Raw genomic sequence first — 6,291 nt, 5'->3', positions numbered from 1 at the left:
TGATTATGCTCCTAGAAAACGAGCATATTAATAGTTTTGAAGCATTGTTGCGCTGGCAGCATCCTAACCTAGGATTGATTTACCCAGAAGAGTTTATGCCAGTAGCCAAAGCAACTAGCTTGATTGTTCCCATTGGTTGGTGGGTAATCAGAGAAGTTTGCAATCAACTACAGTCTTGGCAACAACTGTTTCCTAGTCAAACACCGATAACCATTAGTGTTAATCTGTGTCGCCAACAGTTATTGCAACCTGATTTAGTTCAGCAGATTGACCATATTATCAATAAAACTAACTTGGATGCTTATCGTTTGAAGCTAGAAATACCTGAGAGTTTTATTCGTAAAAATCCTGAGGAAGCCATGGTGGTGCTTTCCAAACTTAGAGCCATTGGGGTTCAGTTAGAATTGGATAATTTGGGTATTGATAATTCATCGGATATCAATTATATCCATGAAGTGTCTAACTCTATATATGGAGAGTTTAATGGCTTAAAAGTTGATCGGTCTCTAGTCAGTAAAATTAATACGGATAACATAAATTTAGAACCCGTTCAAACCGTGGCTAAACTAGCCAATGATCTTGGTGTTGATCTAATTGCCACCGGGGTAGAAACATCCAGGCAAATTGATCAACTAAAAATCCTCAACTGTAAATATGGACAAGGCTACTTTTTCTCCAAACCTGTAGACGTTGAAGCGGCGATAACTTTGATTGGAGTTTAGCTAAACGTAAGCCTTCAGCCGTCAGCTGTCAGCCGTCAGCAGACTTAACTCAGATTAAACGAATGCTTACCTCTTTTATTCAAAAGCTGTCCCGTTCGCACCTCAAGTAGCGTGGCCATTCTCGTAGCGTGGCCAAAAAGGCCAAGGGTGGCCAAAGGGCAATGGTTGATAGCTGAATGCTTACAGCTAAACTAAGGGGAGAGTGGAAAGAGGGGGAGAAGGGGGGAGAAATTTGGTGTATAGCTCATCCAACTTAAAACCACTATAAAAATTGATAATAAATCAGTATAAGAAAGCAAATATGGTGATTAGTAAGATAGCAAAATACAGCAAGTTAGTCTTTATACTAGGGATATTCACCACTGTTGCTTGTAATACTATGACAACAGCTCAAACCTCTAATGTTACCACGGTTTATCAAGGTAGTGATGAACACTTTCCCAATCCAGAACGAGGCTTTTTTATGCCTTTTACTCCTCTGGACAATACATCAAATTATTCCTTACAGCTGTCTGAGCTACAAGAGGTTAGGAATAACCAAATGACCTTAGTACGTAAGGTTTACGTAATTTCAGAATTTAGAAATAAACCGTTATCAGAGTCTTTTATACAAACCCTATCCCAGGATTTGAATACGGCTCGACAAGCTGGGGTTAAATTAATCCTACGCTTTGCCTATAATTGGGTAGGAGGTGGTGAAGATTCATCCCGCGATCGCATACTCTCTCATCTGGATGATCTGCAACCGATATTATCATCAAACTACGATGTTATCGCCTACATGGAAGCAGGTTTTATTGGTTACTGGGGAGAATGGCATAGTTCTTACTATGGTTTGGATAGCAACAATGAAGATAGAAAAGCTATTTTGTTTAAACTCTTGTCTGTTCTACCCAGTGAACGGATGGTTACTCTACGATACCCCAATCATAAAATAGCAATTTTTGATCAAGAAAATCCTCTTACCCCTAATGAAGCGTTTAATGGTACTAACCGAGGGAGAACTGGAGCTACTAATGATTGTTTCCTAGCCAGTATTGATGATTGGGGAACTTACAGCGATACGGATCGGGGGATAATAGAACAAGAAAAGACATTTTTAAATCTGGATAATCGGTATGTGGTACAGGGGGGAGAAACCTGCAATCCTAGTTCTTTTGATGATTGTCCCAATGCTTTAAATGAACTAGAACGAATGCGCTGGAGTGCATTAAATTACAAACCAAGTGATGCCACTGAGATCATTGAAGACTGGGAAACCCAAGGGTGTTTAGAGGAAATTAAACGTCGTTTGGGCTATCGCTTCCGTATAGTCAAATCAGTTACTCCTACTAGGGTAAAACCCGCTCGTACATTCTCGATACAATTGGAAATTATCAATGAAGGATGGGCTAGTCCTTACAATCCTCGGCCACTGGAAATTATTCTCCGTCACCGTGTCACTCGTCGCGAATACCATTTACCTATAGACGAGGATCCTCGGATGTGGATGCCTGGTAGTACTCAGGTTATTAATGCTGTCACTCGTACTCCAGACACAATCGAAACTGGAACCTATGATGTTTTCTTAAATCTACCTGATCCAGCTCCTCAATTATATAATCATCCAGACTATTCCATCAGACTTGCTAATCAAAATCTATGGGAAGCCTCGACAGGCTACAATTCCCTATTGACTAGCCTTATTGTTAATTAAACTGTAAGCTAATTCGCATTAGCTGATAGCTGACATCTGTTGGCGTAGCCTGCGCGTAGCGCATATGCTTAAATACGGATAGAGACTATGAGAGTTTGGTCAGGGCAGAGCTTGCTTATCTACTGTAAAAAGCTAGTCAATGGCTCGACGAATAGCAAGATTTTTCGCGCAATTGTAACTGTTGGTTTATTGACTGCTTTTGTAAAAGTTGGTTCTCTTATTAAAGAATTAGTAGTTGCGTGGAGGTTTGGTACTGGGGATGAATTAGATGCATTTTTTATCGCTTTATTGGTTGTTTTTTTAATAAAAAATGTAATCGCTGAATCCCTTGATACTGCCTTTATTCCTACCTATATCCGTGTACGAGATCAGGAAGGAATGGCAGCCGCTCAAAAACTGTTTTCTGGAGTAATGATCTGGGCATTAGTACTGCTTAGCTTCACTACTATAGTAATGGTAGCTACTGCTCTGGTTTATTTACCATTGATTGCCTCTGGGTTTAACCCCGAAAAATTAGAGCTTACCTTCCATCTACTTTGTTTAATGGCACCCGTAGTTGTCCTTACTGGGATTGCCATCATTTGGAGTGCTGTATTGAATGCTGGGGAACGTTTTGCTCTAGCAGCTCTATGTCCAATGATGATTCCGGTGATTAGCATCCTATTGATAGTAGGATTTAAGTCTTTAGGAATCTTTGCCTTAGTTGCTGGATTAATTAGTGGTACAGTTCTAGAGCTGATAATTCTGGGAATAGCACTGCATCGTCAAGGTATTTCATTACTGCCAAGATGGTATGGATTTAATGAGCCTATGCGCCAGGTAGCGAGCCAGTATCTGCCAATGATTGCTGGAGCATTATTAATTTGTAGTGCTGCTCCAATTGATCAAGCCATGGCAGCTATGTTGTCTCCTGGTAGTGTGTCTATACTTAACTACGCCAACGGTTTAATTGCTTCTCCCATTAACCTAATGAGTATTGCGATCAGCACTGCGGTAATTCCCTATTTTTCTAAAATGGTTGCTAGTCAGGATTGGCACGAAATCCGTGGTACCCTTAGGTATTATCTGCGGCTGATATTTTTGATTACCGTACCGCTAAGCATAATTCTAATTGTTTTTTCTGAGCCGATAGTTAAACTATTTTTTGAACGAGGTTCATTTACCTCGGATGCTACTAATTTAGTCGCGCAAATTCAAGCCCTTTATGCCTTACAAATTCCTTTTTATATTGCTAATATTATAGTGGTTAGACTCGTGTCAGCTATGAGACTTAACTATATCCTAATGTGGGTATCTGGATTTGATTTAGCCATTAATATCATCTTGAATATTATCTTTATGCAATGGCTGGGAATTAAAGGCATTGCGTTATCCACTAGCTGCGTGTATATCTTTTGTTTTTCCTTTATGTTCTTATTTACCCAAAACCAAATCAAAAAGAAAAACCCTGGAAAACAATTATGCGATTAACACTAGTGACGTCATCTCTCTCCTGTGGGGGTGCTGAGCGAGCGGTAGCTTTGCTAGCAAAAGGATTCTTTAACAAGGGTTATAAAGTTGATGTGGTAACAATTGATGACGCCTATCTTGACTTTTATAAATTACCTGATGGGGTTAATCGAGTAGCCCTTAATATCGCCAAAAACTCACCAACTTTTCTTCATGGAATTTGGAATAACCTCTATCGTTTGTGGGTCTTGAGACGAACCATTAAATCCCTACACCCTGATGTTGTCATTTCTTTCTTAGATCAAATCAATATCTTGACCCTGTTAGCTCTTGTTAAGACTAACTATCCCGTTCTGGTAAGTGAACAGAATGATCCTCGGAAAAGTTCTAGTGGCAAAGTGTGGGATAGATTGCGACATATCACCTATTCCTTTGCGGATAAAGTGGTGAGCGTAGGGGATGGAGTGAATCAGTATTTTGACTGGCTCCCCCAAACCAAACGAGCAGTAATTTACAACCCATTGGCTAGTATCAATCCCATCCCTAGTATGGATAAATTCTTGGAAAATAAAGGAGCTGATCTAACTAAAAAATGGATAGTTGCTATCGGAAGGCTTACCCATCAGAAAGGGTTTGATATTTTATTATCTGCTTTCAAAAAACATGCTGATCGGTATCCAGACTGGCAACTTATAATTTTAGGAGAAGGGGAGCTTCGTCCAGAGCTTGAAAATCTCAGAGATCAATTAGGTTTAACTAATCAGGTCATCTTTCCTGGGGTTGTCCGTAATCCCTTTTCAGTCTTAAAACGGTCAGAATTATTTGTCTTGTCTTCCCGCTTTGAAGGGTTACCAGGGGTTTTAGTGGAAGCACTCGCTTGTGGACTCCCCGTTGTTTCAACAGATTGTCCTAGTGGTCCACGAGAAGTTATTCGTGATGGTGTAAATGGGATTTTGGTGCCCAGTGAAAATAGGTTAGCCTTAGCTACAGCACTGGAGCGTTTAATATCCAATGAGGAAGAGCGTAAACGTCTAGCCTCTTATGCTCCAAAAATTACAGAACAATTTGGTTTAGGAACAATAATAGAACGCTGGGAAATTTTATTTAGTGACGTTATAAGTCAGCAGTCAGCAGTCAGCAGTCAGCAGTCAGCAGTCAGCAGTCAGCAGTCAGCTTTATGAATCACTGACAGCAGATCTAACAGGGATTAATTGAAAACTGCTATAAAGTATAATCTATAAAAGAATGATGGATATAAAGCATATCGCTTTTTTTCTACCTGCTCTCTATGACGGTGGCGCAGAACGGGTAACAGTTAACTTGCTCAAAGGGATGTTGGAACAAGATGTCCAGTTGGATCTAGTTCTTGCCAGTGCTGACGGACCTTATCTAAGCCAAGTGCCTAAGGAGGTGCGTCTAGTTAACTTGGCAGCCGGACGAGTTGTGAAAGCAATTCAACCCTTGTCACGTTACTTACAACAAAACAGACCTTCTGCCCTAGTCTCTCATCTGGCTCATGCTAACGTCATTGCTGTAGCAGCCAAAGAGTTAGCTCGTACCAAAACTCGATTAGTATTGGTAGAACACAACACTTTTTCAGCTTCTAAGTCTCAGTTAATGCGAGCTAAATTGGTACCACCACTGATGAAATGGTTTTACCCTCGTGCTGATGAAATTGTCGGAGTTTCTCAAGCAGTAGCACGGGATTTGGAGTGTCAACTTGGTTTTGACCAAGGCAAAGTCAGAGAAATTTACAATCCAGTGGTTAATCATCAGCTAATCGCCAAATCAAAAATGCCTTTGAGCCATCCTTGGTTTCGCAAAGACGCTCCTCCTGTCTTTTTGGCTGTTGGTAGATTATCACCTCAGAAAGATTTCTTGACTCTAATCCAAGCGTTTGCACGTTTAAGAAAAAAAATGATCGCTCGCCTGGTGATTTTAGGTGAAGGGGAATCCCGAGGCGAATTAGAGGCAACCATTAACAGACTAGGAATTGCAGCGGATGTTTCTATGCCAGGTTTTGTAGAGAATCCTTATGCATATATGAGTAAAGCGAATGCGTTGGTTTTGTCTTCTCGCTGGGAAGGGTTACCCACTGTGTTAATTGAAGCAATGGCATGTGGTTGCCAAGTAATTGCTACAGATTGTCCTAGTGGTCCAGCGGAAATTTTATCAGCAGGACAATATGGCATTTTAGTACCAGTCGGGGATTCAGCCGCTTTATCATTAGCTATGTTACAAGTACTTAAATCTCCATTAACTCAGGATAAATTAATGGAGCGGGCAAGGTACTTTTAGGCTTAGTCACTACCTTAGCTATTGTTGCGGCTTGGAAGATTAACCATAAACCGCGTCTGTTTTACTGCTTGATGCTGTTCATGTATAGCGCCCAGATCGGGGTGTTTGCAGCTCAAGATTTAGTGT

At 40.6% G+C, this 6,291-nt stretch carries 5 protein-coding genes; all 5 read left to right on the top strand.

What is annotated here, in order from left to right:
* The coding region (locus tag F6K49_RS33900; protein WP_293103704.1) for an EAL domain-containing protein at positions 1–722 on the top strand (722 nt) is incomplete at its 5' end.
* 379 nt (positions 723–1,101) lie between these two features.
* Positions 1,102–2,418 (top strand): DUF4832 domain-containing protein, encoded by a 1,317-nt coding sequence (locus F6K49_RS33895; RefSeq protein WP_293103701.1) that lies wholly within the window; start codon positions 1,102–1,104, stop codon positions 2,416–2,418.
* A 189-nt stretch (positions 2,419–2,607) separates the two neighbouring features.
* Complete coding sequence (locus F6K49_RS33890) at positions 2,608–3,888, top strand: lipid II flippase MurJ (RefSeq protein WP_293103697.1); 1,281 nt, start codon at positions 2,608–2,610, stop codon at positions 3,886–3,888.
* Positions 3,879–5,048, top strand: coding sequence for a glycosyltransferase family 4 protein (locus tag F6K49_RS33885; RefSeq protein ID WP_293103694.1), 1,170 nt, complete (start codon positions 3,879–3,881; stop codon positions 5,046–5,048). Before F6K49_RS33890 ends, F6K49_RS33885 begins: the two co-directional genes overlap by 10 nt.
* A 64-nt stretch (positions 5,049–5,112) precedes the next feature.
* Positions 5,113–6,165 (top strand): glycosyltransferase, encoded by a 1,053-nt coding sequence (locus tag F6K49_RS33880; RefSeq protein ID WP_366514260.1) that lies wholly within the window; start codon positions 5,113–5,115, stop codon positions 6,163–6,165.
* Positions 6,166–6,291: the final 126 nt, after the last annotated feature.

Source organism: Moorena sp. SIO3I6 (assembly GCF_010672095.1).
The sequence above is the reverse complement of the archived record's forward strand: the minus strand, read 5'-3'. Positions and strand labels throughout refer to the sequence as shown.